This window comes from Silvanigrella sp. (assembly GCF_044369315.1).
Classification (GTDB): Bacteria; Bdellovibrionota_B; Oligoflexia; order Silvanigrellales; family Silvanigrellaceae; genus Silvanigrella.
In genome coordinates this window covers 1-3,146 of record NZ_JBIPMD010000313.1, presented here as the reverse complement: position 1 = coordinate 3,146, position 3,146 = coordinate 1, and the positions used below count along the sequence as shown (strand labels likewise).

Below are 3,146 nucleotides of genomic sequence, written 5' to 3'. Positions count from 1 at the left end.
AATGGCTTCAATTAATTTGTTACCTTATTAATCGCACTGCTTACTTCCACGCTGATGGCTAATCTTTACGTGGGTGAGATTCGCACTCACTGGTTCTTACGCACTTATCTTGGCGCACCATAATGAAATCCTTTTATTACTTAAAGTTATATGAAATAGAAGCGGTGCCTTCTAATCCAGAGGTATTTGTTGCTAAATCGCTAGAATCATTTGAAAAAACAAGTTGATAAGCAGCTCCTAAAGAGAATTTAAAACTTTCTGAAATATTAAATTCTGCTAATGCGGTAGGCTTTAGCGACCAGTAATAAAGAACTAAACTTTTTGGTACTTTAGAGTTGGTATTATCTGTTCCGTAGGCCTGCCCAGCACCACCATAAATTTTGAATTTAGGATGAATAACCGATGAAGCAAATGGAACAACAGCGAGTGCGTTACCGCAGTACCAAAAATTATCAATTAATTTTTTTTGTTTATCATCTATAAAAAAGTTTTGAAAAGTAGAACTACAAAACATAGAAGTTTGAAAATAATGATTTAGCTCAATACCAACTTCAGTCGTTGTTGGGAATAAATTTTGACCTAGAACTTGTTTATAGCTAATGCTTTGATTCGCAAAAATATGAAAACTATCGTAATCTGTATTTTTAGATATATCTGTTACAAGATTTTGTTGAATATAAATATCGTTATTAGGCGGTATTTGATAAGCATTTATTTCCATTTATTTCTCCGAATCTTGTAAGTAATTAAATCCTAAGTTGAAAAAACTTACCTTTAAATCTTTGTATGGATTTATTTGAACAGGATAAGTATTTAAATTATTCGTTAATCTATTAAATAAAAAAGCACCTACTGCACTTGAATTTACATCAATTAAATACGATGATTGCAAAGAGTCTGGGGTGATTTCAAAGCGATAAATTTGCATATCATTTGATTTTTTCAGCGTTTTAATTGTTTGCGTATTTGTAAACCAATCTTTCACCGTTATTGAAGAAATTTGTGAAAATAATTCAGGTTTGTAAATAATAACAATTTCAGTGAGAATAGATGAATTGTTATTTGCTTCTCTTTGTGTATTTATTTGCACTGAGCAAATTCTTCCAAAAATTCGATCAAATATTCCTCCAGGTTTATTAGGAGGATTAGAATTAGGAGGAGGAGAGTTTGGGGAAGATTTTCCATTTGGATTATCGCTATCTTTAGGAATAAACTCCTTGACGGTATTCCCTGTTTCTTTAGCTGTATTTGCTGAAGATGTCGCAGTATCAACATTACCTTTAATTGAGTCAATCCCTGAAGTATCACTCGCATTTGGGGTGTCAGCTAAACTAGTGCAGTTAATTGAAAATAAAAATACGATAGGAGTTAAAGTGCGCAATATTTTAGCAGATTTTTTTTTTTAATATGTAGGTTTAGCAAGCTAATCTCCACTAGATAATTAAATAAACTCAGCTATATACACAGACTCATGTAAAAATTAGCTTAAAGAAGCTCCTTTTAAAAGAAGCTCAAGGTAACTATAGTTATAAATTTATAATTTATCAAGATGAATATTTCATGTTTAAATTTAATTTATCTCGTATTAATATAATATATATAGTAATTACATCAGCTTAAATGGTGATCATCATTTTTAGGGGTTAGCCTTAAAATATATTAAAAATATCTTGATACATATAATTTATCAAGATAGTTTCGAATAATGTTTGTTTCTTTGTGATTGACTCTGGAATTCCTTTAATATCAGTAGGTTTCTTTTAAACAAATTGCAATTAAATAATTCAAGGGGGTAAAGTGCTGAAATTTAAGCAATTTGTGAAAAATATTTTAAGTAACATTTCAATTACAAAAAAATTAAATATCCACTCTTTTAAACGTTATTTTAGATCAATATTAATATGGATTTTTATATTATATATTATCATTGGTGGATTGAGTTTAATTTCTAAAAAATACCGTATAGATGGATTTATAAATTATTCTCAGTCTTATATTATGAAAAAATCACTTCTACAAAAAGAAAAGTTAATTCCTTTATTGATTAAAAATATAAATTCCTCCTCTGGAAAAAATTTGTCAGAATTATCTAAAGAAATTTATAATTTAGATGAAAGTTCTGTTTTTTTGTTTTTTAACGAAAAAGAAGGATTTTTAGCTACTCCTTTTGGAGTGAAAAAGAATTTACTAAAATATAAAAAATTAAAGTATTTAAATGAAAATAATTCGACAGATTTAATATTACAAAATTCTGCTGAAATAGGATTAAATATTTTATATCCTGATACTTATTTTATTTCAAAAAAAATAATAATAAATTCTGAAAATATTACAGTAATTATTGGAGCAAAAAAATCGGCATTTCAATATTTTAGTGATGATTTGTTAAAAAAGTCATTACATATTGATTTTATTGTAATTCTTGTTTTTTTTGTACTCTATGTTTTGATAACAATTTTTGCTATTACTCCTGTGTTTATATTTTTAAAGAAATTTAATTTAAATAGTCTTAATTCTTGTATGTTTAAATCAAATAAAATTTTTGAATTTAATCATATAAGACGCATGAGACTGACATTATTGAAGTCTTTTAGAAAACTTGAAAAATTTGAAGCAGAAAAACTTGAAATGATGAATTCTTTGATACGTCATCAAAATGATATTGATACGGGCAAAGTTGTTTCTCAAATTATCCATGATCTTAAAAGTCCTTTATCTGTTTTTGAAGAGCTTCTACATGATAAAAAAGCTATAAACAATGAAGAAGTTTATAGAAAATCGAATTTAGCTTTAATCAAATTACACTCTTTAATAGAAAGTATTCGAGATCCTAAAAATGAAAAACTTTTAAATAAAAAAAATGATATTTTTGATTTTAATAAATTAGTTTCTGAAATAAGTTGGTTTGCTCAAAAAAGAAATTCTAAAATGATCGTTTCACCATCTTTAACAACTCCTATTATTTTCTGTGATCATGGAAAACTTGAGAGATGTTTACAAAATTTAATTAGGAACGCTATTTATTTTTGCAATTCATATTGCCTAGTGGATTGGAAAATAAATAATAATGGTGAACTTTATATTGAAGTTATTGATGATGGAGAAGGAATTTCTTCAGATATTCAGGATAAAATATTTGATTGGCG

Annotated in this window: 3 protein-coding genes; 1 reads left to right on the top strand and 2 read right to left on the bottom strand. The window is 26.9% G+C overall.

Annotation, left to right across the window (positions count from 1 at the left end; genetic code table 11):
* Window positions 1–136: 136 nt before the first annotated feature.
* Window positions 137–721, bottom strand: a complete 585-nt coding sequence (locus tag ACIQ56_RS16070; RefSeq protein WP_397602051.1) for a hypothetical protein — start codon at window positions 719–721, stop codon at window positions 137–139.
* Window positions 722–1,381, bottom strand: coding sequence for a hypothetical protein (locus tag ACIQ56_RS16065; RefSeq protein ID WP_397602050.1), 660 nt, complete (start codon window positions 1,379–1,381; stop codon window positions 722–724). It abuts the gene before it with no gap.
* Window positions 1,382–1,797: 416 nt separating this feature from the next.
* Between ACIQ56_RS16065 and ACIQ56_RS16060 the strand changes: the two genes are divergently transcribed.
* A partial coding sequence (locus ACIQ56_RS16060) for a sensor histidine kinase (RefSeq protein WP_397602049.1) occupies window positions 1,798–3,146 on the top strand: 1,349 nt, incomplete at its 3' end.